Genomic DNA, 25,105 nt, shown 5'->3' with positions numbered 1-25,105 from the left:
GTTAAGGATAATTTAATTTGATGTGCCTGCTTTTTTAATGTTAGCTTTAAGTCTATTGGCGAGAAATTTGTTATTAAAGGCAAAAATACCGGACGCTGGCGCAATAAACTATGGCATTCTCATAATAAAAACGCAAATTTACAGCCCCTTTAACAAGCACCAATAAACACGCGTTTTATGGAAAAATTGGTTCTGGATGAAGTAATCCTGCTGTTAGATGCCGAAAACGACAGAGCTTTAAAACGATACATCAACGAGCTGAACATCTCGGAAGTAGAAGAGCTGATTGACGAGCTTCCGCAACATGCCGTAAAATTTATCGAAACCCTATCTATCAAACGGGCGGTTAACGTTTTCCGGATTTTAGACTTCCCCACGCAAGAAAAAATTATTGCCAAACTGCAAAGCAATAAGCTAACGGAGATTATCAGGCAGCTTCCGCCGGACGACCGTACCGCGCTGTTTAGCGAGCTAAAGGGCGAAGCAGTGAAAAAACTGCTGATACTACTGCCCGATGCAGACCGCAAAGAAGCCTTGGTTTTGTTAGGCTACGAGGAAGAAAGCGTGGGCCGTTTAATGACGCCAGATTTTATTGCGGTAAAAACCGATTGGACAGTCGAGCGCGCCCTAAACCACATTCGCCGTTACGGCAAAAACTCCGAAACCATTGATGTTGTATATGTGGTAGATAAAGATGGCGTTTTGTTAGATGACATCCGTATCCGCGAAATTTTACTATCAGACCCTGAAGCTAAAATTGGCGATCTTACCGATAGCCGTTTAATTGCGCTCCATGTAAACGACCCGCAAGAAGAAGCCATCAACGTTTTTAAAATGAACAACCGCGTGGCCCTGCCTGTGGTGGATGACCAAAACATACTTTTAGGGATTGTTACCGTTGATGACATTTTGTGGATTGCCCACGAAGAATATACCGAAGACATGCAAAAGGTGGGCGGTACCGAGGCTTTGGACCAGCCTTATCTGGATATGCCTTTGCTAAAACTGGTAAAAAAACGCGTGGGCTGGCTGGTGATTTTATTTTTTGGTGAGATGTTTACCGCTACCGCGATGAGCCATTTTGAAGGCGAGATAGAAAAAGCGGTGGTGCTGGCCTTATTTGTGCCCCTAATTATCTCAAGTGGCGGAAACAGCGGATCGCAAGCTTCTACCCTAATTATCCAGGCTTTAGCCTTGGGCGAAATTAAACTGACAGATTGGTGGCGTGTGATGCGCAGAGAAATTATTTCGGGTTTGCTTTTGGGGCTCACGCTAGGACTCATAGGGTTTTTACGCATTGCCGTTTGGACAAGTTTTACACCTATGTACGGCCCACATTGGGTGTTAATTGGTTGCACCGTAGGCGTAGCTTTGGTAGGCGTGGTGCTTTGGGGCTCGCTGGCTGGCTCTATGTTGCCTATTGTTCTCAAAAAACTGGGCGCGGACCCAGCTTCATCGTCCGCACCTTTTGTGGCTACCTTGGTAGATGTTACCGGCTTAATTATCTATTTCACGGTTGCGATGATGTTCTTGCGCGACGTTTTATTGTAACACCAACTGCAAAGTATTGGCATACAATCTGCACACCTGAGCAAAAAAAGTATCATATGAAATGGCTTGGAAGACGCGGAAGCAGCAACGTTGACGACCGCAGAGGATTATCCGGTGGCGGAAAAATAATTGCCGGCGGCGGTATTGTAGGCGTAATTGTACTGTTGGTACAGTTATTTTTAGGCGGCGATAGCGGCCAATTATTAAGTCAGTTGCAAAACCAAAATGCCGGCAGTGGCGAGCAGCGCGAGCTAAGTGAAGCAGAAAAACAGCAGGGAGAATTTGTATCCGTTGTGTTGGCAGATACCGAAGACGTATGGGGCAAGTTGTTTGAAGAAAACGGAAACCGCTACAAAGAACCCCAAATGGTTTTATTTACCAATGGCGTGCAAACCGCTTGTGGTGGCGCATCATCAGCTGTAGGTCCTTTTTATTGCCCGGCAGACGAAAAAGTTTATATCGACCTTGGTTTTATGAACGAGCTAAAAACCCGTTTTGGCGCCCAAGGCGGAGATTTTGCCACCGCCTATGTAATTGCACATGAGGTGGGGCACCACGTGCAAAACCTTTTAGGCACATCTGCAAAAGTGAGCCGCATGCAACAAAATTTAAGCGAAAGGGAAGCCAACCGCCTTTCGGTGGCTTTGGAACTACAAGCGGATTTTTACGCGGGCGTTTTTGCACATTACAACAAACAATATTTAGAAGCCGGAGATATTGAGGAAGCCATGAGCGCTGCAAATGCCGTTGGCGACGATGCCATCCAACAAAAAACACAAGGCCACATAGTCCCCGATGCTTTTACGCACGGCACTTCTAAACAAAGAATGTACTGGTTTATGAAAGGTTACGAAACCGGCGACCTAAAACAGGGCGACACCTTTGCACAGTTGGATTAATTAAGCCTCAGTTTTTTCTACCGACACGTTAGGCAAAGTGGCCAAAACTGTAACACCACCCTTTACCACCTCGTTCAGGTTTACGTTAATTTGCGATCCTAATGGTAAAAAAACATCAACCCTGGAGCCAAATTTAATAAAACCGAACTGCTGGGCCTGCTCTACCCGGTCGCCTTCTTTTACATACCAAACAATGCGGCGTGCCAAAGCACCGGCAATTTGGCGGTATAAAACCTCAAGCCCACTTTTATGTGCCACAACGGTGGTGGTACGTTCATTTTCTGTAGATGATTTTGGATCCCAAGCTACCAAATATTTGCCCGGATGATATTTAAAATATTTTACCAATCCGCTTATGGGGTTACGGTTTACATGCACATTCACCGGCGACATAAATACCGAAAGCTGCACACGCTTATCTTTAAAGTACTCGCCTTCCTCGGTTTCTTCAATCACCACCACTTTACCATCTGCCGGGCAAACTACTTGCCTTTCATCTATGGTAAGCTTGCGCGATGGGCTGCGGAAAAACTGTACTATCGTAATAAACAAAAACAAAGAAACGGCATACCAAAGCCATACAAACCAAGTTACATCGGGCAAATAATAATGAATTAAAGCGTTTGTAACTGCTATAAATAAAACGCAGATGGCTAACGAGGTATATCCTTCTTTATGAAAAGTCATGTTGTTAAATTTATGCGAAACTACTAATTAGTGATTAAATATAGGTAAACGAATATCGCTGGGGCGGATAACAACAAGCCGTCAAAGCGATCGAGAACGCCACCGTGTCCCGGCAAAATTTTTCCGGAGTCTTTAATATCAATACTGCGCTTAAACATAGATTCGGTTAAATCGCCCAGGGTGCCTAAACAAGAAATAATAAGAGCCATGGCCATCCAGTGGTAATAAGCATAATCTGTATAAAAAACAGACAGCAAGTAGCCGGTAAGTACCGCGGTGAAAATACCACCGAAAAAACCTTCCCACGATTTTTTCGGCGAATGCCGCTCAAACAATCGGTGTTTGCCAAACTTTACCCCAAACAAGTAAGCGCCGGTATCATTTGTCCAAAGCATCAGAAAAAAACCCAAAGCCATATGAAAATTATAGGCCCCAGAAATAAATGCAACGCTAATAAAACACACAAAAGGAATAACCGTGTACAGCAAGCCAAAAAAGGTGTAGGCAATATTGCTAAAAGGAAGTTTCGACTTCTTATACAGCTCGCGGATGAAAATTGCCAAAAATAACAGGATGTTCAGCAATAGCCACTTGCTGTCGTAATCAACAAATAAACGGGTTACAAAAGAACACAACAAAATAAAGCCCAACAATAAACCTAAACGCTTATCGGGGTTTATGCCGCTACTTTTTACCAAGCTAAAGAACTCGGTTAAGCACAAAAGGCTCAGTAATCCGTAAAAAACAACAAAAATGTATGCCCCGCTTAACAGAGATGCCAGCATCACTAACACAAATATAAATCCGGTTATGGCTCTGGTTTTCATGCTATAAATCGTTTTCTAAAATAATTTCTAAAGCGTGCTGGAAAGCACTTTCTGGAACGTGCACCTGCACTTCACCAAATTTATAGGCGCTGTCTTGCTTGTTCATTAGCACAGCATCCACTTCGTGGTCTATCAAAACCTGCTTTACTATTTCGGCCTTGTAAAAGTCGTGCGAAGTATAAATTTTAACCCAATTGCTGTTCATCAAGCTGCTTAGCGGATTTTATAAAGTAAAAAAGCAAAACTAAGGTTAATATTGCACTAATTAAGTAGGCGTAGCTGTTAAAAGCGTTAATCTCTTCCAGGTTATCTAATTTACCGCCTTGGCGCTGTATCACAAAAGCCATAATTACCGCACTGCCGTTATTGATAAAATGCCCCAGCATAGGCAAGTAAATACTGCCGCTATACACCAACAGATAGCCAAACAGTGCGCCCAAAAACATCCGCGGAAAAAACCCAAAGAATTGCACATGTATGGCGCTAAACACAATTGCCGTTAACCAAATGGCTATGTGCGGGTTTTTAAACCACTGGCCAAAAATATTTTGCAGTCCGCCTCTAAAAAACAGCTCTTCACCTACGGCAGGTATTATGGCAATCATCAGCAGGTTAATCGCTAAATCGCTGTAGTTGTGCATCACCAACAGCTTTTTGGTAAGCATGGCGGCTTCTGTTTCTTTGGCGCGCATCCAAATTTCTAAATCTTTTAAAGCATGTGGCAATTGCATTTTTTGGTTGACTAAGGCCAACCATTCTAGCAAAGGCGTGGCGCACAGCATCAATACAAAAACCAACACAAACAAAGTTGCCGGCGCAACTTTATTTAGGTAAAGGTATTGGGCAGGCTTAACCTCATTGATATAAGCAAAGGCGATGGGCGCCGCCACAAACATCCCCAAAGAACTGCTTATTTGCAGTGCCCGCAAAAAACCGATGTCCATGGTATTAGCATTGGCGAGGCTGGCAAAATCTACCGACTGTCCCATGGCAAAATAGCACAACAGCCAAATAATGCTAAAAATAACCGCGCCCACTATACAGCAGAGCACCAAAAATAGCAGTTGCATTACAGGGTGGTAAGCGCTTGACTTTTGCATGGCGGGCATAATAATACTTTTTGGTAAATTTGCGCTTAAATTACTGATTAGATTTTGAATGTCTGTTAAAATAGGAAATATCGACCTGGGCGAATTCCCTTTGTTGCTTGCGCCGATGGAGGACGTAAGCGATCCGCCTTTCCGTTATGTGTGCAAACAAAACGGGGTTGATATGATGTACACCGAGTTTATATCATCTGAGGGATTGATTAGAGACGCTGCTAAAAGCAGGCAAAAGCTGGATGTTTTTGAATACGAAAGACCTATCGGTATTCAGATTTTTGGTTCTGATGTGGAGCATATGCGCCAGGCTACGGAAATATCGGCCGCAGCCAAACCCGATTTAATTGACATTAATTACGGTTGCCCCGTTAAAAATGTGGCGTGCCGAGGTGCCGGTGCCAGCTTACTGCAAGACATTGATAAAATGGTGCAGATGACGGCGGCCGTGGTTAAAGCCACCAACTTGCCGGTAACGGTGAAAACCCGCTTAGGCTGGGATGATAACACCAAAAACGTGTACGAAGTTGCCGAGCGTTTGCAAGATGTAGGCATACAGGCCTTAACCATACACGGCCGTACCCGCGCACAAATGTACAAAGGCAAGGCAGATTGGGCTTTAATCCGCGAAATCAAACGTAATCCGCGCATCAACATCCCAATTTTTGGCAATGGCGATGTGGATTCGCCACAAAAAGCCGCCGACTGGCGTTTAGAGTACGAGGTAGACGGTATTATGGTTGGCCGGGCATCTATCGGCTATCCTTGGATTTTTAGAGAGATTAAACACTTTTTTAAAACCGGCGAGCAGTTGGATCCGCCAACGCTGAAAGAAAGAGTAGAAACCTGCAAAATACACCTGCAAAAATCGGTAGAGTGGAAAGGCCCAAAAACCGGTATTTTTGAAATGCGCCGCCATTATGCCAATTATTTTAAAGGAATTCCTAACTTTAAAGAATATCGGACTAAATTGGTTTCTTTAGAGCACATGAACGCCATTGAAGAAGTGTTGCAAGAAATAGAATATCAGTTTAGCGGGGTATTGGTTTAATATTTGCGCTTTAAGTCATCGTCCCTTATTAACCAAAACATTAAAAACATGGTAGCTCAAATTACTGAAGGCGTAAAAGTTTCGGTGGAAACCATCTACCAGCCAGAATATTCCAATCCGGCGAACGAACATTTTATGTTTGCCTATAAAATCCAGATCGAGAATTTGGGCAATTACGCGGTGCAGCTGTTAAGAAGGCACTGGCAAATTTTCGACTCTAACGGAACCAAAAGAGAAGTAGAAGGCGAAGGCGTGGTGGGCTTACAACCAGTTATTGAGCCGGGCGAATTTCATGAATATGTATCGGGTTGCAACCTGAGGACAGATATGGGCACCATGCAGGGCGCTTACCAGATGAAAAGATTGGTGGATGATGAAATTTTTGATGTATCCATCCCCGAATTTTCTTTAATTGCACCTTATAAACTAAACTAACAAGCTAATACCATCCATCTCCTTTAAAAACAACATTTTTTAATTTATTTTATTGATGAAGTTGGAGATGATGAATTTGCCAGACGAGTATTTGGCATTAGAAAAGGATATTTTACCTGCACTTAGCGCAGTGTTAAAAAGTGGCGTTTATATACAAGGCGAACCCGTTAGACTGTTTGAACAAGAGTTAGCCAATTTCTTGAATGTTAAGCATGTAATTTCTTGTGGCAACGGCACCGATGCCCTGCAAATTGCTTTGATGGCCCTGGATATTAAAGCTGGCGACGAGGTAATTGTGCCCGCCTTTTCTTATGTGGCTGTAGCCGAAGTGATTTGCCTTTTAGGCGCAAAGCCGGTTTTTGTAGATGTAGAACCGCAATATTTCCAGCTTGATGTTGCTAAAGTTGCGCAAGCCATTAATAAAAGCACCAAAGCCATTGTTCCGGTGCATTTATACGGCCAAGCCGGATATTTAGATGAACTTTTTGCCTTAGCCGAGGAACACGGGTTAAAAGTTGTAGAAGATTGTGCGCAAGCTTTAGGCGCTAAATATCTGTTCAAAGGCGAAAGCCGCTTTTTAGGCAGTTTGGGCAGTTTCGGCTGTACCTCTTTTTTCCCCACAAAAAACTTGGCCTGTTTTGGCGATGGCGGCGCGCTGTTCACCAACAATGATGGGCTGGCTAACAAAGCGCGAATGATCGCTAACCACGGTCAGCCAAAAAAATATCAGCACGATTTGTTGGGCGTTAACTCCAGGTTAGATAGTTTACAAGCGGCCGTATTGCAGGTGAAGTTGCCTAAACTGCAAGCCTATCTGCAAGCCAAAGAATATATTGCCCAGCAATATCTTAATCTGTTGCAAAAAACGCCCGGATTGGTTTTGCCCGCTGTACATCCAAACGCGCAACATACTTGGCATCAGTTTACCATTAAAGTGAAAAACGGGCATCGCGATGCTCTAAAAACCCATTTGCAAGAAAAAGGGATATCCAGCATGGTTTATTATCCGCAAACTATCGCCACACAAAAAGCTTATCAGGCTTTTACGGGTAATTTCCCGATTTCCGAGACGCTTTGCGCAGAAGTGCTTTCCCTGCCTGTGCACCCATTGCTAAGCCTGCAAGATATCCGCTATATTTGCACGCAAATAAAAAACTTTTTTTGATGCAACAGCCCAAGTACTTCGTTCATAGCTCATCTGTTATTGATGAAAACGTTGAAATAGGCGAAGGCACGGCAATCTGGCATTTCTGTCATATCTCTGCCGGTGCGCGTATCGGCAAAAATTGCAACATTGGGCAAAACGTTTTCATCGGCAAAAACGTTAACATTGGCGATGGCGTTAAAATCCAGAATAATGTTTCGGTTTACGAAGGCGTGGTGGTAGAACAGGATGTGTTTATAGGCCCATCGGTAGTTTTTACCAATGTTTTAACACCCCGCGCATTCATCAACCGCAAGGGGAACTATCAACAAACTTTGCTGAAAAAGGGTGTCAGTATAGGTGCAAATGCCACTATTGTTTGCGGAACTACCATTGGCAATTACGCTTTAGTAGGCGCCGGGTCAGTGCTCACTAAAAACGTCGGCGATTTTGAGCTGTGGTACGGAAATCCTGCAACAAAGCAAGGACAAGTGGACGAAGAAGGGAACGTGGTTTAAAAGGCTGGCAGCCCGTTGTCCGAATCTGCGGTCATATTGGCAACCGGCGACTAAGACAAAAGTAACTGGAGAAAATTGGGTTATTGAAAATAAAACCGAGCAGATTATAATGGATTGATGTCGTTGTGGACAATAACAACAGGTTAGCAACAAGTCCTGTATTCTGCCGCTAAACTCTGACGGCGGACAGCTGACTTAACAACAAAAGACGTAAAAATGCGTGAGAAAGTAATGTTAGAAATCGGGGGGCATTTAGTCTCCGAAGAGCTAATTAAAGAAAATTTCATCTGTAATCTCGAAAAATGCAAAGGTGCTTGTTGTATCGAGGGCGATTCGGGTGCGCCATTGAATGAGGATGAACTGGCTATTTTAGAAGATATTTATCCAAAAGTAAAACCTTACATGACCCCAAAAGGCATTGAGGCCATTGAACAGCAAGGCACTTATGTGAAAGATTTTGACGGCGATTATACCACCACTTGTGTGGATGTAAATAAGGAATGTGCGTATGTAACTTGGGAAAACGGCATTACTAAATGCGCCATTGAAAAAGCTTATGAAGAAGGTGTAATAGATTGGAAAAAACCTATCTCTTGCCACTTATATCCCATCCGCTTAACGCAATACCCTGAGTTTGACATGCTGCACTACGACCGTTGGAGCATTTGTGCGCCGGCCTGTAGCTTTGGCAACCAGCACCAAGTGCGCGTGTATCAGTTTTTAAAGGAGCCACTTATCCGTAAATACGGGCAAGATTGGTACGATGAGCTGGAAGAAAATGTAAGAGCCCGTTTAAAATTTATCTAATAATTTGTTTATGCTTCTTTTCGGCTACAACTTTGTTGTGTTTTTTTGAGGTAGAAGCCCCGCTATCTCTGCAAAAACACGCCTCGTTTCGCTCAAAAATAAGCGATAAACAGTTTTACAATATAAATTTAAACAGGCTCTAAGTGTTTTAAATAAGACTTAATTTTTTAGTTTTGTGCAACTTATAAGAACAACATTTTAATAAACCCCTACAAGTTTGAAAGGAATAATTTTAGCGGGCGGAACAGGCTCCAGATTGCATCCATTAACGCTGGCCGTAAGTAAGCAGATGATGCCGGTTTACGATAAACCGATGATTTACTATCCGCTATCCACGCTGATGCTGGCCGGCATTAACGAAGTGCTGATCATCTCTACCCCACAGGATTTGCCAGGTTTCCAGAAGCTACTGGGCGATGGTGAAAATATGGGCTGTAAATTCTCTTATGCTGTGCAACCTTCTCCAGACGGTTTAGCCCAAGCTTTCATTATTGGTGAAGAATTTATTGGTAATGATGCGGTAGCTTTAGTTTTAGGCGATAATATTTTTTACGGCGACGGCATGGCCAAGCTCATGCAAGCCAACAACCGGCCACAGGGCGGTGTAGTATTTGCCTACCCCGTACATGACCCTGAGCGTTATGGCGTAGTAGAATTTGATGCAGACAAAAAGGCAATTTCAATTGAAGAAAAACCTGCGCAACCTAAATCAAACTATGCCGTTCCGGGATTGTATTTTTACGATAACAGCGTAGTTGAAGTGGCTAAAAACATCAAACCGTCGCCACGTGGCGAGCTGGAAATTACCGATGTAAACAAACATTATTTAAATAAAGGATTGTTAAAAGTAGGTTTGCTAAGCAGGGGAACCGCTTGGTTGGATACCGGCACCTTTGACTCCTTAATGCAAGCCGGCACTTTTGTACAGGTGATAGAGGAGCGCCAAGGCTTAAAAATAGGCTGTATAGAAGAAATTGCTTACCGTATGGGCTTTATTGATGCCGCACAACTGCGTAAACTAGGCGAGCCTTTGGTAAAAAGCGGTTATGGCAAATATTTGATCGATATTGCGGACGGGAGGATTTTGTAAGAGGGTATCGTCTCTATTCCATCGTTCCCAACTTCCCAAATTAAAAATTAAAAAAAACACATGGCTAAAGTTGCATTAATTACAGGTATTACCGGGCAAGACGGCGCCTATCTTGCAGAATTTCTTCTGAAAAAAGGTTACGAGGTACACGGCTTAAAACGCCGTACGTCCTTGTTTAACACAGACCGTATCGATCATCTTTATCAAGATCCGCATGAGCAAGGCGTTAAGCTGAAATTGCATTACGGAGACTTAACCGACTCTACCAACCTCATCCGCTTAATACAAGAAATTCAGCCTGATGAAATTTACAACCTGGCCGCCATGAGCCACGTTAAGGTGAGTTTTGATACACCAGAATATACGGCCAATGCAGACGGTATTGGTACTTTGCGTATTTTAGAGGCGGTGCGTTTATTGGGCTTAACCCAAAAATCGCGCATTTACCAAGCTTCTACCTCCGAACTTTATGGTTTGGTGCAGGCTGTTCCGCAATCAGAAACTACGCCTTTTTACCCGCGCTCGCCTTATGCCGTAGCAAAAATGTATGCTTACTGGATTACTGTAAATTACCGTGAGGCTTATGATATGTTTGCTTGCAACGGTATTTTATTTAACCACGAGAGCCCAATAAGAGGGGAAACTTTTGTGACGCGTAAAATTACCCGCGCGGCCGCCAAAATTGCTATGGGCCTACAAAGCTGCCTGTACTTAGGAAACCTTTCTTCACAACGCGACTGGGGCCATGCTAAAGACTATGTGGAAGCAATGTGGCTAATTTTGCAACAAGAAAAACCGGAAGATTTTGTAATTGCCACCGGAGTTACCACTACCGTACGCGAGTTTGTTCGTATGGCCTTTGAAGAACTGGGAATTACGGTAGAGTTCTCTGGAAAAGATGACAATGAAAAAGGTGTAATTATAGATGTAGACCGCGAAAAAGCGCAAGAGCTAGGCTTAAACGTAGAGGCGTTGAAGCTTGGCCAAACCGTGGTAAAAGTAGATCCTAAATACTTTAGGCCAACAGAAGTTGATTTACTACTGGGCGACCCAACCAAGTCCAAAGAAAAATTGGGCTGGAAGTTAAACTACGATCTGCCTGCTTTGGTAAAAGATATGATCCTATCGGACCTTCACCAAACCAAAAAAGATCAGTACTTAAAAGATGGTGGTTATCAAACCATGAATTATTTTGAATAGCAATTGTGCTTCGCTAAATGATAACAAAAGGCTGTCTCAAACAAAGAGGCAGCTTTTTTATTTTTTGTCCGAGCAGGATTTCTCGAAGAGAACCCTGCGACCTCACCTAGAGCGAGTTTGCGACCGGTGCTTCACCATATCTCGTAGAATTAGTGAAATGTACGATGATTTCGCTCAATGTTTGAGGGGCTTAGACTTCCGAAGTTTTTGAAACTTCGGAAGTCTTTCACTTGTTGTCCGAGCAGGGTTTCTGTTGTCCGAGCAGGGTTTTGTCCTAGCAGGGTAACCCTGCGACCTCACCTAGCGCCGGTTTGCAACCTGTGCTTCACCATATCTCTTAGAATGTAGTGAAATGGTACGATGATTCTGTCCGAGCAGGGTTTCTCGAAGAGAACCCTGCGACCTTAGCTAGCACCGTTTACCACCGGCTATTGTTAAAAAACCCAAAAACCAGCCTCGGCAAAAAATAAATCCGCATCTTTAAACAAATGACCTGCAAAAAAACCTTTTTAAGCATTTTAATTAGCTTAAGCACCCAAATGCTTTTTGCGCAAAGCACCATGCTTAAGGGTTTGGTTTTCGAGAGAGGAAGCAATAAAAGGCTGGAAAATGTTTTTATCCAGAACAAAACGCACCATACCAAAACCGACGAGTGGGGCAATTTCCAGATAGAGGCCTCCATCGGCGATACCTTGTACTTTAGTAAAATCGGGTTTGCGGATTTTCAGCAGGTCATCAGCGCCAAGCAAAACCTTTTGATTTACCTGGAAGCCAGCATCGCGCTAGACGAAGTGAAGGTAAAAGGCCAAACTAAACAACAAGAGCAAAGAGAGGTGCTGGATGAATATAGGGCCAAAGGTGTCTTTTACAATGGCGACCCGCCCTTGCTGGTTTACATTTTTAGTCCGTTAACTGCCCTGCACGAGCTGTTGAGCACCGATGCCAACAACGCCAAACGTTTCAGCAATTATGCAGCACGCGAAAATGCCGAAACCATGGTGGACCGCCATTTTAACAAAACCGTTATTAAGCAAAGCATCCCCATTAAAGACGAAGACCTAGCCGAGTTTATGTACTATCACCGGCCAAAGGCAGAAGACGTAAAATATTGGACCCGTTATGACGATATGGCCTACATCAAACAGAAATACAAAGAATTTTTAAAGCGCAAAAAGCTTTAAAGCGGACTATGGCCTTTCTTAATCTTAATTTTAAAAGGTAAACCCGGCTCACTCTCATTCTTTACGCGATCCAGCGCGGTTACCACATAAGTATAAACCTTCCCTTTTTCTACTTTAGTATCTTCCCAAGAAGTGATATCGCCGTAATAAATGTTTTTGATGGCGCTAACCTTTCCCAAATCTAGTTCTTCGCCTTCCTCAAATCGGTAAACCACAAAGCCGTAAGCTTTCTCGTTCTGGTGGTCTGGGGACGGCAATTTCCAACTTAACAAAACCCCGCTTTCACTCTCTATACCCAACAAATTTTTTGGCGGGTTGGGCGCTACAGAATCCAACCAAAGCATTAGTGGCGGCAAAGCCGGATATTTGTAATAGTGGCGACTTAATGTATCAGAAATGCCAAGCGGATTGCGCGTTAAAGATTTTGAACTGAAAAATACGCTGCCTTGCACCCTTGGGTTTGCGCGGTTGTAGGTAATTTGCCGGCCCAGCTGTTTGGCGTTGCGCCAGTTGTAATCTGCCGAGTTAATTTTATAAGCCCCGTGGCCGATGTAAAGATGCCTGCCATAGGTGTTCTCGCTCCACCAGTCCACCAAATTGGCATAAGGCGCGGCGCGGGTTTCAAAGGCCCAGTAAATCTGCGGATTGATATAATCTACCCAACCTTCTTGCACCCACTTGCGCGAATCGGCGTAAATACCGTAAAAAGAATCGCCACCGGCAGTGTTAGAACCTAATATATCTTGCGAACGGTTTTTCCAGATACCGAATGGGCTAACGCCAAATTTCACATAACTTTTGTGGGCATGCACACTATCATTAATGGCTTTAATTAGCAAATCCACATTATCGCGGCGCCAATCTTTAATATCGGCAAAGCCACGGCTGTGTTGTTTAAAGGTGGCATAATCATCTAAATACTGACCTTTAACTGCGTAAGGATAAAAATAATCGTCGAAATGCACCCCGTCTATATCGTAATGGTCCACCACGTTTAAGATGACTTGGTTAATGTATTCGCGCACTTCGGGTAAACCGGGATTAAATAGCTTTTTACCGTCGTACTTTAAAAACCACTCGGGTTTGGTGCGGGTAATATGGTTGGCGGCAATGGTTTCTTCGCGGGCATCAAAAGTTGCACGGTAGGGGTTAAACCAAGCGTGCAGCTCCATGCCGCGTTTGTGGCATTCTTCAATGGCAAACTGCAAAGGATCATAAAAAGGATATGGCGCCTGACCCTGTTTGCCGGTTAAATAACGCGACCAGGGCTCGTTACTGATGGCGTAGAAAGCATCTGTGGCCGGCCTAATTTGGAACATGACTGCATTAATGCCCTCTTCCTGATGTTTGTTTAAAATAGCAATCAACTCGTCTTTTTGTTCTTGCGTAGAGAGGCCCGGCTTGCTGGGCCAATCAATATTAACCACGGTGGCTACCCATACGCCTCGGAACTCCCGCTTTGGGGACATTTCTTGTGCGAAGGAAAAGTTGGCGGATAAAAGAAAAAACAGAAAAGTATAAAGTGCTGATTTCAATTGCATCATCAAAAATTATTAAGGCTCTTTTTGAAAACGCAAAGATAGGGTTTTTGGTGTAGGGATGAGGGGTTTGGTAAGGATTGCTTTTTTTTCAGAAAATAAAAAACCCCCACGCTGTTTGGCGTGGGGGTGATGAATTAGGTGATTTTAATTTCCAGTAATAGCCGGATTGTTTATAATCTCAGCTTGAGGAATAGGAAAATCTAATTTATCATCATTGTAAGGGAATGACTCATCTGGGAAATATATGTGATTAGGTCCACGGGTCACAGTCATTTTATTACGTTTCATGGCTAGATAAGTTTTTCCTTCTCCCCATAATTCTATGCGGGTTTGTAAATAAACTTCATCTTTCAGCGCCTGTCCGCTTAAACCATCCAAGTAGCTGATATCAGCAACTCGAGATGCCAAAAGTAGCTTTAGTTCGTCGCGTGCCGGTCCATCTTGATTCAATCTTGCCTTAGCTTCGGCATTTAACAAATACATCTCTTCCAAGCGCATGTAAAGATAATCCGTTGTAATTTGTCTTTGGCCACCAATGATACGCTCTGGAGCAAAAAACTTGTTAACTGGCGTAAAATCTAAATCTCCTTCCTCGTAGCCCTCATCGGCGTAAATAGGAAGGCTTTCTATACCGCCCACCTCTGGATCAAACTGGTTTTTTCTAATATCATCAGAACGAATTTTATCATAAAGTCCTTTATCGATGATTTTAGGATCGCCAGCCCATGCGTAGCTGTAAGAAAATATATCTACCTGACCATACCAAGAAACTAAATCAAGATTGCTTGCTAAAGTAAGGTCGGTACCCCACATCCAGCTTGCGTTGTTAATATTGTTGAATCCTGATTCAGGATTTAACAATTTTCCGTTAGCGTCCAATTTTGCTACTAGCTCATTTGCGTTATTAAGTCGCAACCCGCTATTAGTAATAACGTCTTCAGTCAAAGTAATAACTTTAGCTAAATCTTCATTGCTTCCCCTTGCTGCATAAGCATAGGCTAGTAACCCCTCAGCAACGTATTTATTGATTTGAGATTTTGAATCCCTACTAAATCCATCTAGGTAAGTCACTGCTTGGGTAAGGTCTTCAATTATCAAATCATAAACCTCTTTAGTTGTGCTTAACGGCTGGTTTGGCGAATCTGTATCTATATAGATTGGAAGAATTTTGGCGTTGCCGTCACCATATCCTTTTGAATAAAATTGAGCAAGGTAAAAATACGCGTAAGCCCTCATTGCTTTGGCTTGCCCCATAATATATTTGTTATCCGCCAATGTAGGCTCTTCATCATTTCCGCCTAACGCCTGAATAACTGTGTTAGCGCCAAGTATAATCTTATAGTAATATCTCCATGGCTTATAAGCGTCTATTCTGGTATAGTCTGTTGTTGACTGATATTTGGCCAATGTAGAATACCAGCCATATATGGTGTTTCCCAGTACCATATCAGAGCTGATCATGTCACTATAAATGTCATATCCTTTTTGACCAAAATCATCATGATCTGTAGTACCTCCAGTCTCTGCCTGATACATCAGAGCATACAGTCCTGCAATTGAACCTTTTAATAGTGACGGATCTTTCTCGCTAGCTTTAGCTATCTGTTCTGGAGATAAGTATTCGCTTGGTTCTTCATCTAAGAAGTCTTTCTCGCAACTTGTTGCAAAAAGCAACGTAAAGGCTGCGAATAATAATATTTTATGTTTCATAACTTTAAAATTTACAGTCGTACTTTCAAACCTAAAGTAATAGTTGACAAAGGTGAATAAGTGTAAATATCCGACGCACCGGACTCAGAAATCATTGGATTAAAGCCGTCTCTGGCAGAACTGATCCATAAATTATCTCCCGAAACCCAAACGCTACAATCTGTAAGACCAATTTTGCTTAAATAAGTTTTCGGAAGTCCGTATGACAGACGCACATTGTTTAAAACTAAATAGTTGGCTTTCGTTAAAAATCTAGAAGATCTAGCATTAACGTTAGCATCCTCTTCATTTGAAATGCGTGGTACGTCGGTCACATCACCAGCTTTTTGCCATCTATTTAGAATATCAGTACTCCAGTTATTTGAGCCTACAGCATCATTGTTCATTAAAGTGGCATAGGCATAATCATAAGAATAGCCTCCTAAGCCGTACAACATTTGAACGCTTAAATCAAAAGCTTTGTAGCCTGCTGTCAAGTTAAATGCACCGCGCACAGTTGGAATTGCAGATTTACCAATGTAATACTGGGTAGCGTTAGAGTACGTTTTAGTTGTTGTAGTTTTTAAACTGGATTCGCTTACCGTTGGGTTGTCTGCTAAATACTGGGTCAAGCTTGCAATACCCTCTCCTGCATCTAAAACGCCGTTGTTATTAGCGTCGTTATAATAACGTGTCCACATGCTTGTACCATCTGCTGGGTCGACACCTTCAAAGTTCCTCATGTAAAAATCGTAGATAGAGTGGCCAACGCTGTAACCATATGCGGTTTGGATATCAATTGGTTTTTGTTTGCCGGTAACCGGATCAATAGGCATTTGAGTTAACTTGTTTTTGTAGAACGCACCGTTAACCCCTAAATCTAATCTATAGTCGGCTTTTTTAAGAATATGTCCGGTCAAGTCAAATTCCAGACCTTGATTACGTAGTTTACCATCGTTTACTTTGATAATGGCGTAACCGATAGACGGCCCTACTCTTCTATCGAAGATTAAATCGTCAGTATTTTTGATGAAGTAATCAATCGAACCGCTGATATATTTTTTAAAATCAAATTCAACTCCAGTCTGGAAGATTTTTGCGGTTTCCCAAGTCAAATCCGGATTTCCTTTGGTATCAAAAGAAAACGCCGGGTTATCTTCAAGATTGTTAATTGCGTATAAATCATAACCTGGATAGTAACCTACACCTTCTTGGTCGCCTATTAAACCGTAGCTAGCTTTTAACTTCAAATAAGGGAATAAATCGTTGCTCTGTTGCATAAAGCTCTCGTTCGATAAAATCCAAGCCGCACCTACCGAACCGAAAGTACCCCATTTGTTTTTTACAAACCTTGAACTACCATCTCTTCGGATACTTCCTGACAAATAATAAGTCGATTTGTAGTTATAGTTTACTTGAGAAAAATAACTATCTAGTTTGTAAGCATTGGTGTAACCTGAGTTCGGATTAGAAACTACCGCGTTATTAAAGTCTAGCAAATCTGGATCTACTAAATTATAAGAAGAGAAAGCAGAAATATTGTACTTGAAGTCGGTAGATTCGTGCGCTGCCAAGGCTTCAATACTGTGCTCACCAAAAGATTTAGTGTATCTTAATAGGTTTAAGAAGTTTGACGATGTAAAGTCTGTTCGTCTCTGGAATAAACTACCGTTTTGTCCGGCAGCAGAACCGTAATACTTATTATTTCGCAAATTATAGATGTTGCTAAAATATTGGATTCCCAAGCGCGTCTCGAAAGAAAGACCTTTAACGATATCTATTTTCAAAGAACCTACACCGTTTAGATCGTTACGGTTATCTCTTTGAATATCATAGGTGGCATCAGCAATAGCATTGGTTAAAGCTCCGAATCCTCTGCCTTGCCCATAATCATATTGGTTACCTCCAAAAATTGGGTCGGTAACGATTGAGCCTGTGGCATCACGTAAAAATACAGGATAAATGGAAGGGATGTTATCTACAAACCAAAAAATACTTCCAGAGTCTTCAGATTGGCCACCTCTATTGGCTTCAGAGCGTGCATAAGCTAAATTTACCGAACCCGTTAACCAAGGCTTAATCTTTTGATTCAGGTTTAAACGTCCGGACAATCTTTCGTAGTCAGACCCCACAGAATAACCTTTATCTTTTAAATAGCCAAAAGAACTGTAATAGTTTGTGGCATCACTTGAACCTCCGAACTTAATGTTCGCCTCATTTCTTGACGAGTTTTGGAAGCCATAATCCTCCCAATCCTCAGGGTTGTATTTACGTGTCACGCCCGGCTTTACTGTTCTAGTAACCGGATCGATCAATGCTGCACCGTTAGCGACGTTCCACATATTATATTTAGAACTCACCGAATAGTTTGGATTAAAGATTCTGGAGTTAGCGGTTGCTGTTGGATCAGTTTTGCCGGTAATTACTGCTTGGTTGTACAACCCTTCCCAAACTAACCCAATGTATTGCTCAGGAGATTCGATTACATCATACCTTGGCAGCAAAGACATGTTAGTGCCGGTTTGGCCGTTAACCTCGATAAAAGAAGGTTTGCCTTTTCCGCTTTTAGTGGTGATTACGACAACACCATTTGCACCACGTGCTCCATAAATAGCCGTAGCCGCCGCATCTTTTAATACCGTTACATTATCAATGTCATCCGGGTTAATTGCACTTAAAGGATTTACCGTATTAATGGTGTTGGTTGCAATTGGGGCACCGTCAACCACATAAAGTGGCGCCCGGTTACCGTTTACAGAACCAAAACCACGCACGCGAATAGTAGCCGTAGTGCCGGGTTGTCCACTGGTATTAATCACGTTTACGCCCGAAACTTCACCCGCTAATGCTTGTGAAACGTTAGAAACTGCTTTGCGTTCCAAGTTTTCGCTAGAAACAACCTTTGCAGAACCGGTAAACGCTTGTTGGGTGGTTGTCGAGTAACCTACAACCACAACTTCAGACAAAGCTTTAGTATCATTTACTAAAGCAACATTTACATTCGTTTTTGTTCCAATGGAAACTACTTGGCTTACAAAACCGATGTAAGAAATTTCTAAGGATTTAGCACCTGCTGGTAAATTAAGAGTAAAATTACCATTCGCATCTGTTTGAGTTCCTTGTTTTTCGCCGGTTACTTTAACCGAAACACCGGGCAATGGCAAGCCATCTTCCGCAGCAGTTACCTTTCCGGTAATTCTCCGATCTTGCGCAAGCACACTTGTGGCTATCAACAGCAAGATGAAGAAACTCTGTACAAGTTTTTTCATACAATCAAAAAATTTATTAGTAATAGTGTTAATTAACTTAAAGATACCATGAGCTTTAGCGCAAAAACAAATAAATATTTAACAAATTTTAACAATTAAACATAAGTGTCTGACTACCAAACAATTAAAAATTTATTAAAAAACAGTCTCATTTATCAAATTTTTGTTACAGTTTATCCTGCTAATATTAACATAAATTCAAAATATAATTAATATTGTTACAAAAATGGAATTTCAAACAAATTTATTATGCTAACATAGTAAATTATTGGAAGTCTTCTTGCAGAAATCAAATTTGAGCATAAGCGGTTTGTGTTGTCGCACACGTTTTTGGCACCGTCTTATTTTTTGCGTTTTGGGCGTTTCGCAGGGGGCTACTTCCGCCTATTCTTCGATATATCTACGCTCAATTTTAGGACGCCAAACCTGACTTCGATAACCGGCCAAAACAGCTCATAAAATCATCTAAATTAACTGCAGAAAATCCTTAAAATCTGTTCCGGATTTCTTAGGGAAAAAACGAAGAAACTCCTTAGGATCTCCCTACTAAGTCCCTAGAAACCCCCTATTAATACCACTTATTTGCGAATGTATTAACCCCTGCCCCCGCCAACGGGACATGTTATCGTGCCTAAAAATGCGCTTTGGTTTTTCTTGTCTGATTAAACTTCAGACCTAGGGCGTGTATCGTTTTAATTGTCAAGACAGCTTAAAGCTTTAACCTTGATCAAACTTGCGAAGTTTTAAAACTTCGCAAGTTTTATAGCATGAATATGGCTGCGGGCTACATCCGTCGTAAATTTTGCTGATCCTGTATCCAAGCAATCGATACCGCCAGAAGATCCGTCCGAAAGCTAATAAGATTAAAACGACGGGATTTTTCCGCCCGATGTCCCCCCGCTGGCGGCACATCATCAATAGGCCTTACAAAATTTTAATTCCTATTTTTACCTTCCATAATTTTTACCGAAAGCAATCTCAATGAAACTAAAACTTATTTTCATCTACTTTCTTTTTATAAACACCTTTGCTTACGCGCAAACATCGCCACAGCTCAATGCTTCGGAGATTTTAAACCACATTAAAAAACTGGGCGTAACGGGCAGTGTGCTGTACATTGCCGCACATCCGGACGACGAAAACACCAAACTTTTGGCCTACTTAGCCAAAGAAAAACTATATAAAACCGCTTATCTTTCTTTAACCCGCGGAGACGGTGGCCAAAACTTAATTGGCAACGAGCAGGGAGCCGATTTGGGCTTGATACGCACGCAAGAGTTATTGGCTGCTCGCCGAAACGATGGAGCCCAACAGTTTTTTACCCGGGCGGTAGATTTTGGCTTCTCTAAAACGCCGGAAGAAAGCTTAAAAATCTGGAACAAGGACTCCATTTTGGCAGATGTGGTGTATATCATCCGCGAGTTTAGGCCCAACGTAATTATCACACGCTTTCCGCCAGATGCGCGCGCCGGCCACGGCCACCACTCGGCGTCTTCTATTTTGGCGCAAGAAGCTTTTGAGGCGGCAGCAGATCCTAAGCGTTTTCCAGAGCAACTGAAAGCACTAAAGGTTTGGCAAGCTCAAAGAATTTTGTGGAACAACTACAATTTTGGCGGTAACGACAATACGTCCGACGAACAGCTAAAAATAGATATAGGCGTCTACAATCCGCTTTTGGGAAAGAGCTATGGCGAAATTGCAGCCGACAGCAGGTCCATGCATAAAAGTCAGGGTTTTGGCAGCGCCAAACAGCGAGGCAACAGCGTCGAATATTTTAGTGCTTGGCGAGGTGTTTTGCCACAGCATGGTTTGATGGAAGGCATCAGCATCAACTGGAGCGAGGTTAAAGGCGCTAAAGGTGTGGACGAGCAGGTGGCACAGCTAGTCCAAAATTTTAATCCGCAATATCCGGAGAAAAGCATCCCCAAATTAACAGCGCTTTACCAAACATTATCGGCCCTGCCTAAAAGCGCTTTGGTGAACGAGAAATTGGTGGAAGTAAAAAATTTGATATTGGCTTGCGCCGGATTGTGGATAGAGGCTTGTGCGCCATCGCCTTTTATTGCGGTAAATACCGATTTCGCAGTGCGTGTGGATGCGGTTGCGCAAGTTCCGGGATTAAAAATCGAAACTGTAGATTGGCAGAAAAGCTTTACGCTAGAAAAAAACCAGCTATCTAGCGTGGACGGCCAGTTTAAGGCCCGAGACCTATCGCAACCTTATTGGCTATTGCCAACCCAAAGCATTGGCCGTTACGCTTTGCCCCAACAGAGCCTACTACTTTATCCGGAAGGAAAAACCAACAACAACATCAACCTGCGTGTACACATTAACGGCATAAATATCGATTTACAGCGCCCGATAGTGTACAAATTTACCGACCCGGTGCGCGGGGAGATTTATCAGCCTTTAAGCGTTACGCCCCCCGTAACTGCCAATTTAGAAGACAAAACCTTGATTTTTACGGGTGCCGGGGCCAAAAACATCCGCGTTAAGCTAAAATCATTTGAAAAAGGGATGAGCGGTGCAGTGACGCTTCGTGTGCCGGAAGGCTGGACCGTAAAACCAGAAAAAATTGATTTCCAGTTTAAAAGTAAAGATGAAGAACAGTTTGTAAGTTTTTCGGTTTCCCCATCTGCGAAAGCAAAAAACGGCCAGTTAAAAGCAGAGATCAAAATTGGCAACGAAAGCTATCATCAAGAAATTAAAACCATCGACTACCCACACATCCCCAGCATCAGCTATTTTCCGCCAGCCGAAGCTAAATTGGTAAAGCTAAACCTCAAAAGCAGCGTGAAAAACGTGGGCTATATTGTAGGTGCAGGCGATTTAATTCCGGAAACCTTACGTGCTTTAGGTATAAACGTGCAATTGTTGAGCGAAGCCGATATTTTGAATGGCGATTTGAGTGGCTTCGACGCGATTATTGCCGGTGTGCGTGCGTACAACGTAAATACGCGGATGAAGTTTATACAAGCCAAACTGCTGGATTATGTAGCTAATGGCGGGGTTTATTTGGTGCAATACAATGTGAATAGGCCTTTGCAAATGGACAACCTGGGTCCTTACCCTTTTACCATCACGCGCGACAGGGTGACCGAAGAAGATGCAAAAGTAAGCTTTGCAAAGCCAAATAGCGAAGCTTTAAACTACCCCAACAAAATTACAGCCGCTGATTTTGAAGGCTGGATACAAGAGCGGGGCATTTATTTTGCCGATACAAATTCGCCGGAATATGAGAAACCTTTGGTGATGCACGATACCGGCGAGAGCGCTAAAGATGGCTCGTTATTGGTTGCGAATTATGGAAAAGGTAAATTTGTTTATACGGGCTTGGTCTTTTTTAGAGAGTTGCCTGCGGGGGTTCCGGGTGCTTACCGTTTATTTATGAATTTATTAGCGAGCCGGAGGGTTGCGGATTAGATAGTTTGTTCTTTTGTCCGAGCAGGGTTTCTCGAAGAGAACCCTGCGATTTTATTGACTATACCTCGGCTTCGTTGCCGGCGGAAAGCCCTCTGCGGTCTAGGAAATTGGAATTCCCCTTAAAACTGCAATCACCCCGCCTCATTCTGTTCGAGCAGGGTTTCTCGAAGAGAACCCTGCGATTTTATCGACTACACGTCGCTTAGTGTCCAGAGCGATCGGACGGCCTTCCGAGTTTTGGCAGTGAAGCCCGGGAAATCTTTTGCAGAAACATTAAAGCTTGCACTGCCCTGAGCAAACCGACGAGTGTTGCAGAAACTTTGTCAAAGCACTTCCGTTCGCACGGCTTCGGTTTGCGCTCAAAGGTTTCCCGCAGGCGCAACAAACAAAATGAGGTCAGCCTTGAACTTTGGTCCTTTGGTTCAAGCAAAAATGCGTAGCATTCTTGAGGGCAAAAGAAATAATAAAAACTACCGAAAAAAGGACTAGCCCTAGTGGCGATGAACGAAAAAAAGCATGCCGCGCCGATAAGCGACGGAAAGCCGTCTGCGATGAAAATTGTATTTACGTTTAGCACAAACACTTTCCAGAACATCAACCACACCATAAAGCACCGAAAAAATTAACTAGCTTTGCTTATTAGCATCAGGGATTATTTGCCCCGTTAATATGGAAATTATCAGTACCGAAGAATTTGCCAAAGCCACCAAAATAGACAAGCTCCGCATGCCGGGTTTAGCTTCTTTGCTGATGGCGATCATGAAAATCAACAACATTAACGAGACTTTTGCTAAGGCTGCTAAGTTTGAAGGGGTTGAGTTTGTAGATGAGATTTTGCGCTTGGTGGGCGTAAAGGTTGAAGTAAGTGAAAACGATTTAAAAAACATCCCGCTAGAGGGCGCTTTTACCGCTATTGCCAACCATCCCTACGGTGGCATTGAGGGGTTAATTTTAATAAAAGTACTCTGTAGCGTGCGACCAGATGCCAAGGTAATGGCCAACTTTATCTTAAAAAAAATCCCCAACCTCAGCGATTTTTTTGTGGCCGTAAACCCTTTTGAAAACATTGAGCATTCATCCAGCATCAGCGGTATAAAAACTACGCTTTCTCTTTTGAATAGCGGTACGCCTATCGGGATTTTCCCTGCGGGCGAGGTATCTACCTATAAAATAAACCAGCAACAGATTACCGATAAAATATGGCATCCGGTGGTGGGCAAGCTCATCAGTAAGGCAAAAGTACCGGTAGTGCCCATCTACTTCCACGGCAATAACGGTCTGCTGTTTAATTTGCTTTCGCTGATACACCCTACCTTACGCACCGCAAAACTGCCTTCAGAGCTGTTCAACAAAAAAGGGCACACCATCCGCGTACGCATTGGCAAGCCCATCGCTTACAATGATATCCCGTCTAACAATAGCAGCACCGAGCTACTGGCGTTTTTGCGCGCCAAAACTTATGCTTTAGGTGCCGGACTGGAAAACGAGCGGAAGATTTTTAACCCGCGCAACCTGTTCAAAATTAAAGCTAAGGCCGAGGAAATTATTGCTCCGGTTAGTCAGGATTTAATGCTTGCCGAGGTGGAGAAGATTAAAGACAGCCATAAAGTTTGGACGGAGAAGAATTACGAGGTGTACATTGCGCCAACGGCTTTCATCCCAAATATCATTAAAGAAATTGGCCGCTTGCGCGAAGTTACCTTCCGCGAGGTGGGCGAGGGCACTAACAAAGCTATTGATTTAGATAGCTACGATATTTATTACAACCATCTTTTTATTTGGGATATAGAAACCAAAATGGTGGTAGGCGCCTATCGTATTGGCAAGGGCGATGAAATTTTTTACAGCTATGGCAAAAAAGGATTTTATACTTATGAGCTGTTCAAAATTAAATCGCAGTTTTTCCCGGTTTTGCGCAATAGCTTAGAGCTGGGGCGCAGCTGGATCAGGAAAGAGTACCAACAACGCCCTTTACCTCTGTTTTTACTTTGGAAAGGCATTTTAAAATACATTTTAGATAACCCGCAGTATCGCTATTTGATTGGTCCGGTATCTATCAGCAACGCGTTCAGCAAGTTTTCTAAATCATTAATTGTAAACTTTATTTACCGCAACCATTTTGACCGCGAGATGGCGCACATGGTAAAACCGCGCAAGCAGTTTAAAGTGGATTTTTCTAAGATTGACGCCGATTTGCTGACAGCCTCTAGCAACTCCTTAAAAAACTTGGACAGCCTAATTGGCGAAATTGAGACTTCGCACATCAAAGTGCCGGTTTTATTGAGGCAGTACATCGCGCTAAACGCAAAAATTATCTGTTTTAATATAGACCCAAAGTTTTCTGACTGTTTAGATGGCTTTTTAGTATTGGATTTACAGAATGTGCCGGCAGATATGTTAGAAAAGCTAGGTAAGAACGTAATATAATGGCCGACAAAGAACTGCCAAAGCAGGCAAACAACCCCTTACACGGCATCACTTTAGAAGCGATGGTGACGGATTTGGCTGCTTATGTGGGCTGGGAGAAAATGGCGCAGAAAATCCCTATCCGCTGTTTTTCTGAAAACCCCAGCGTAAAATCGAGCTTAAATTTCTTGCGTAAAAACCCTTGGGCTAGGCAAAAAGTAGAATATCTTTATAAATATAACCTCAAGCGGATAGAAAAAGGCAAAGCCGGTTTGTTGTAGGCTGTC

21 protein-coding genes are annotated in these 25,105 nt (G+C 42.8%); 14 read left to right on the top strand and 7 right to left on the bottom strand.

Going from position 1 to position 25,105, the window contains the following annotated elements; translation table 11 throughout:
- Positions 1-177: 177 nt before the first annotated feature.
- Positions 178-1,551: a magnesium transporter gene (gene mgtE / locus BCY91_RS01765; RefSeq protein ID WP_120180284.1), complete on the top strand. Its 1,374-nt coding sequence runs from the start codon at positions 178-180 to the stop codon at positions 1,549-1,551.
- Positions 1,552-1,607: 56 nt separating this feature from the next.
- Positions 1,608-2,450, top strand: a complete 843-nt coding sequence (gene ypfJ / locus BCY91_RS01760; RefSeq protein WP_120180283.1) for a KPN_02809 family neutral zinc metallopeptidase — start codon at positions 1,608-1,610, stop codon at positions 2,448-2,450.
- Here ypfJ and BCY91_RS01755 read toward each other — a convergent pair whose 3' ends face one another.
- From BCY91_RS01755 to BCY91_RS01740, 4 genes are read right to left on the bottom strand one after another with little or no spacing between them, the layout of a single operon-like run.
- Positions 2,451-3,137, bottom strand: coding sequence for a phosphatidylserine decarboxylase family protein (locus BCY91_RS01755; RefSeq protein ID WP_120180282.1), 687 nt, complete (start codon positions 3,135-3,137; stop codon positions 2,451-2,453). It lies immediately after the preceding gene.
- A 23-nt stretch (positions 3,138-3,160) separates the two neighbouring features.
- A complete protein-coding gene (locus tag BCY91_RS01750; RefSeq protein WP_120180281.1) occupies positions 3,161-3,964 on the bottom strand; it encodes a phosphatidate cytidylyltransferase in 804 nt (267 codons plus the stop codon).
- 1 nt (position 3,965) lies between these two features.
- Positions 3,966-4,169: a putative signal transducing protein gene (locus BCY91_RS01745; protein ID WP_120180280.1), complete on the bottom strand. Its 204-nt coding sequence runs from the start codon at positions 4,167-4,169 to the stop codon at positions 3,966-3,968.
- Positions 4,150-5,064, bottom strand: a complete 915-nt coding sequence (locus BCY91_RS01740) for a CPBP family intramembrane glutamic endopeptidase (protein WP_182995277.1) — start codon at positions 5,062-5,064, stop codon at positions 4,150-4,152. The genes BCY91_RS01745 and BCY91_RS01740 overlap by 20 nt, the downstream gene beginning before the upstream one ends.
- 58 nt (positions 5,065-5,122) lie before the next feature.
- On the opposite strand from BCY91_RS01740, the gene dusB reads away from it, so the two are divergent.
- The 8 genes from dusB to BCY91_RS01700 all read left to right on the top strand — a co-directional run bounded on the left by dusB (position 5,123) and on the right by BCY91_RS01700 (position 12,490).
- Complete coding sequence (gene dusB / locus BCY91_RS01735) at positions 5,123-6,115, top strand: tRNA dihydrouridine synthase DusB (RefSeq protein WP_120180278.1); 993 nt, start codon at positions 5,123-5,125, stop codon at positions 6,113-6,115.
- 48 nt (positions 6,116-6,163) lie between these two features.
- A complete protein-coding gene (gene apaG, locus BCY91_RS01730; protein WP_120180277.1) occupies positions 6,164-6,550 on the top strand; it encodes a Co2+/Mg2+ efflux protein ApaG in 387 nt (128 codons plus the stop codon).
- A gap of 55 nt (positions 6,551-6,605) precedes the next feature.
- The gene (locus BCY91_RS01725; RefSeq protein WP_120180276.1) at positions 6,606-7,715 is read left to right on the top strand and encodes a DegT/DnrJ/EryC1/StrS family aminotransferase; all 1,110 of its coding nucleotides are present in this window, start codon (positions 6,606-6,608) and stop codon (positions 7,713-7,715) included.
- Complete coding sequence (locus BCY91_RS01720) at positions 7,715-8,212, top strand: N-acetyltransferase (protein WP_120180275.1); 498 nt, start codon at positions 7,715-7,717, stop codon at positions 8,210-8,212. Before BCY91_RS01725 ends, BCY91_RS01720 begins: the two co-directional genes overlap by 1 nt.
- A 216-nt stretch (positions 8,213-8,428) precedes the next feature.
- On the top strand, positions 8,429-9,019 hold the full coding sequence (locus tag BCY91_RS01715) for a DUF3109 family protein (RefSeq protein ID WP_394341541.1): 591 nt from the start codon (positions 8,429-8,431) through the stop codon (positions 9,017-9,019).
- Positions 9,020-9,236: 217 nt separating this feature from the next.
- A complete protein-coding gene (gene rfbA / locus BCY91_RS01710; protein ID WP_120180274.1) occupies positions 9,237-10,109 on the top strand; it encodes a glucose-1-phosphate thymidylyltransferase RfbA in 873 nt (290 codons plus the stop codon).
- Positions 10,110-10,169: 60 nt separating this feature from the next.
- Positions 10,170-11,309 (top strand): GDP-mannose 4,6-dehydratase, encoded by a 1,140-nt coding sequence (gene gmd, locus BCY91_RS01705; RefSeq protein ID WP_120180273.1) that lies wholly within the window; start codon positions 10,170-10,172, stop codon positions 11,307-11,309.
- 488 nt (positions 11,310-11,797) lie between these two features.
- On the top strand, positions 11,798-12,490 hold the full coding sequence (locus tag BCY91_RS01700; RefSeq protein ID WP_120180272.1) for a carboxypeptidase-like regulatory domain-containing protein: 693 nt from the start codon (positions 11,798-11,800) through the stop codon (positions 12,488-12,490).
- On the opposite strand, the gene BCY91_RS01695 is transcribed toward BCY91_RS01700, so the two are convergent.
- From BCY91_RS01695 to BCY91_RS01685, 3 genes are all read right to left on the bottom strand, one after another.
- Positions 12,487-13,959, bottom strand: a complete 1,473-nt coding sequence (locus BCY91_RS01695) for a glycoside hydrolase family 10 protein (protein ID WP_245988973.1) — start codon at positions 13,957-13,959, stop codon at positions 12,487-12,489. The two genes, BCY91_RS01700 and BCY91_RS01695, sit on opposite strands and share 4 nt — an antisense overlap.
- A gap of 216 nt (positions 13,960-14,175) precedes the next feature.
- Positions 14,176-15,741 carry a RagB/SusD family nutrient uptake outer membrane protein gene (locus BCY91_RS01690; protein ID WP_120180271.1) on the bottom strand — a complete coding sequence of 522 codons (1,566 nt, stop codon included), beginning with the start codon at positions 15,739-15,741 and terminating at the stop codon, positions 14,176-14,178.
- A gap of 11 nt (positions 15,742-15,752) precedes the next feature.
- Complete coding sequence (locus tag BCY91_RS01685) at positions 15,753-18,989, bottom strand: SusC/RagA family TonB-linked outer membrane protein (RefSeq protein WP_120180270.1); 3,237 nt, start codon at positions 18,987-18,989, stop codon at positions 15,753-15,755.
- A 981-nt stretch (positions 18,990-19,970) separates the two neighbouring features.
- On the opposite strand from BCY91_RS01685, the gene BCY91_RS01680 reads away from it, so the two are divergent.
- The 4 genes from BCY91_RS01680 to BCY91_RS01670 all read left to right on the top strand — a co-directional run bounded on the left by BCY91_RS01680 (position 19,971) and on the right by BCY91_RS01670 (position 25,099).
- Positions 19,971-22,412, top strand: coding sequence for a PIG-L family deacetylase (locus BCY91_RS01680; protein ID WP_120180269.1), 2,442 nt, complete (start codon positions 19,971-19,973; stop codon positions 22,410-22,412).
- 500 nt (positions 22,413-22,912) lie between these two features.
- On the top strand, positions 22,913-23,038 hold the full coding sequence (locus BCY91_RS17935; protein ID WP_262696745.1) for a hypothetical protein: 126 nt from the start codon (positions 22,913-22,915) through the stop codon (positions 23,036-23,038).
- Between the two features lie 43 nt (positions 23,039-23,081).
- Positions 23,082-24,839, top strand: coding sequence for a lysophospholipid acyltransferase family protein (locus tag BCY91_RS01675; protein ID WP_120180268.1), 1,758 nt, complete (start codon positions 23,082-23,084; stop codon positions 24,837-24,839).
- Entirely contained in the window at positions 24,839-25,099 is a 261-nt protein-coding gene (locus tag BCY91_RS01670) for a VF530 family protein (RefSeq protein WP_120180267.1), read from the top strand. The genes BCY91_RS01675 and BCY91_RS01670 overlap by 1 nt, the downstream gene beginning before the upstream one ends.
- The last annotated feature ends 6 nt before the right edge of the window (positions 25,100-25,105 follow it).

It is taken from the genome of Pelobium manganitolerans (assembly GCF_003609575.1).
Taxonomy (GTDB): Bacteria; Bacteroidota; Bacteroidia; order Sphingobacteriales; family Sphingobacteriaceae; genus Pseudopedobacter; species Pseudopedobacter manganitolerans.
This window is presented reverse-complemented; position numbering and strand designations above follow the sequence as displayed.

Bases quoted from the DNA above. Each gene is read 5' to 3' on its own strand.
- apaG (WP_120180277.1), top strand. From the start codon at position 6,164: ATGGTAGCTCAAATTACTGAAGGCGTAAAAGTTTCGGTGGAAACCATC.
- BCY91_RS01745 (WP_120180280.1), bottom strand. From the start codon at position 4,169: ATGAACAGCAATTGGGTTAAAATTTATACTTCGCACGACTTTTACAAG.
- BCY91_RS01715 (WP_394341541.1), top strand. From the start codon at position 8,429: ATGCGTGAGAAAGTAATGTTAGAAATCGGGGGGCATTTAGTCTCCGAA.
- mgtE (WP_120180284.1), top strand. From the start codon at position 178: ATGGAAAAATTGGTTCTGGATGAAGTAATCCTGCTGTTAGATGCCGAA.
- BCY91_RS01685 (WP_120180270.1), bottom strand. From the start codon at position 18,989: ATGAAAAAACTTGTACAGAGTTTCTTCATCTTGCTGTTGATAGCCACA.
- BCY91_RS01680 (WP_120180269.1), top strand. From the start codon at position 19,971: ATGAAACTAAAACTTATTTTCATCTACTTTCTTTTTATAAACACCTTT.
- BCY91_RS01690 (WP_120180271.1), bottom strand. From the start codon at position 15,741: ATGAAACATAAAATATTATTATTCGCAGCCTTTACGTTGCTTTTTGCA.
- BCY91_RS17935 (WP_262696745.1), top strand. From the start codon at position 22,913: ATGAACGAAAAAAAGCATGCCGCGCCGATAAGCGACGGAAAGCCGTCT.
- BCY91_RS01670 (WP_120180267.1), top strand. From the start codon at position 24,839: ATGGCCGACAAAGAACTGCCAAAGCAGGCAAACAACCCCTTACACGGC.
- dusB (WP_120180278.1), top strand. From the start codon at position 5,123: ATGTCTGTTAAAATAGGAAATATCGACCTGGGCGAATTCCCTTTGTTG.
- BCY91_RS01755 (WP_120180282.1), bottom strand. From the start codon at position 3,137: ATGACTTTTCATAAAGAAGGATATACCTCGTTAGCCATCTGCGTTTTA.
- gmd (WP_120180273.1), top strand. From the start codon at position 10,170: ATGGCTAAAGTTGCATTAATTACAGGTATTACCGGGCAAGACGGCGCC.
- BCY91_RS01675 (WP_120180268.1), top strand. From the start codon at position 23,082: ATGGAAATTATCAGTACCGAAGAATTTGCCAAAGCCACCAAAATAGAC.
- BCY91_RS01695 (WP_245988973.1), bottom strand. From the start codon at position 13,959: ATGTCCCCAAAGCGGGAGTTCCGAGGCGTATGGGTAGCCACCGTGGTT.
- BCY91_RS01750 (WP_120180281.1), bottom strand. From the start codon at position 3,964: ATGAAAACCAGAGCCATAACCGGATTTATATTTGTGTTAGTGATGCTG.
- BCY91_RS01740 (WP_182995277.1), bottom strand. From the start codon at position 5,064: ATGCAAAAGTCAAGCGCTTACCACCCTGTAATGCAACTGCTATTTTTG.
- ypfJ (WP_120180283.1), top strand. From the start codon at position 1,608: ATGAAATGGCTTGGAAGACGCGGAAGCAGCAACGTTGACGACCGCAGA.
- BCY91_RS01700 (WP_120180272.1), top strand. From the start codon at position 11,798: ATGACCTGCAAAAAAACCTTTTTAAGCATTTTAATTAGCTTAAGCACC.
- BCY91_RS01725 (WP_120180276.1), top strand. From the start codon at position 6,606: ATGAAGTTGGAGATGATGAATTTGCCAGACGAGTATTTGGCATTAGAA.
- BCY91_RS01720 (WP_120180275.1), top strand. From the start codon at position 7,715: ATGCAACAGCCCAAGTACTTCGTTCATAGCTCATCTGTTATTGATGAA.